We start from the raw sequence: 606 nt of genomic DNA on the forward strand, positions 1-606 counted from the left end.
GACATCGCCCATGAGGTAGCGCCAGAAATCAAGATCGGGCACACCATCGCTGAAGGCAGTCCCATCGACATGCTGTTGGAAATGTCTCCCGATGCCACAATGATCGTCATGGGTTCCCGCGGACTCGGCGGACTCTCCGGAATGGTCATGGGCTCCGTCTCCGGTGCAGTGGTCAGCCACGCAAAGTGTCCAGTCGTTGTTGTCCGTGAAGACAGCGCAGTCAACGAAGACAGCAAGTACGGCCCAGTCGTCGTCGGTGTGGATGGCTCCGAAGTCTCCCAACAGGCAACCGAATACGCATTTGCGGAAGCTGAAGCTCGTGGCGCCGAACTCGTTGCAGTTCACACCTGGATGGACATGCAGGTACAGGCATCACTTGCAGGTCTTGCAGCTGCTCAACAGCAGTGGGATGAAGTGGAACGTCAGCAAACCGACATGCTGATCGAACGCCTCGCACCACTGGTGGAAAAGTACCCAAGTGTAACCGTCAAGAAGATCATCACCCGTGACCGCCCAGTTCGCGCACTTGCAGAAGCATCTGAAAACGCGCAGCTCCTAGTCGTTGGTTCCCATGGTCGTGGCGGATTTAAGGGCATGCTCCTTGGC

The 606-nt window shown here is 56.9% G+C and carries 1 protein-coding gene; it reads left to right on the forward strand.

The window, feature by feature from the left end:
• On the forward strand, nt 1–606 hold a 606-nt coding region (locus tag MD273_RS19305), incomplete at both ends, for a universal stress protein (RefSeq protein WP_239039272.1).

The organism is Marinobacter sp. C7 (genome assembly GCF_022343555.1).
Taxonomy (GTDB): Bacteria; Pseudomonadota; Gammaproteobacteria; order Pseudomonadales; family Oleiphilaceae; genus Marinobacter.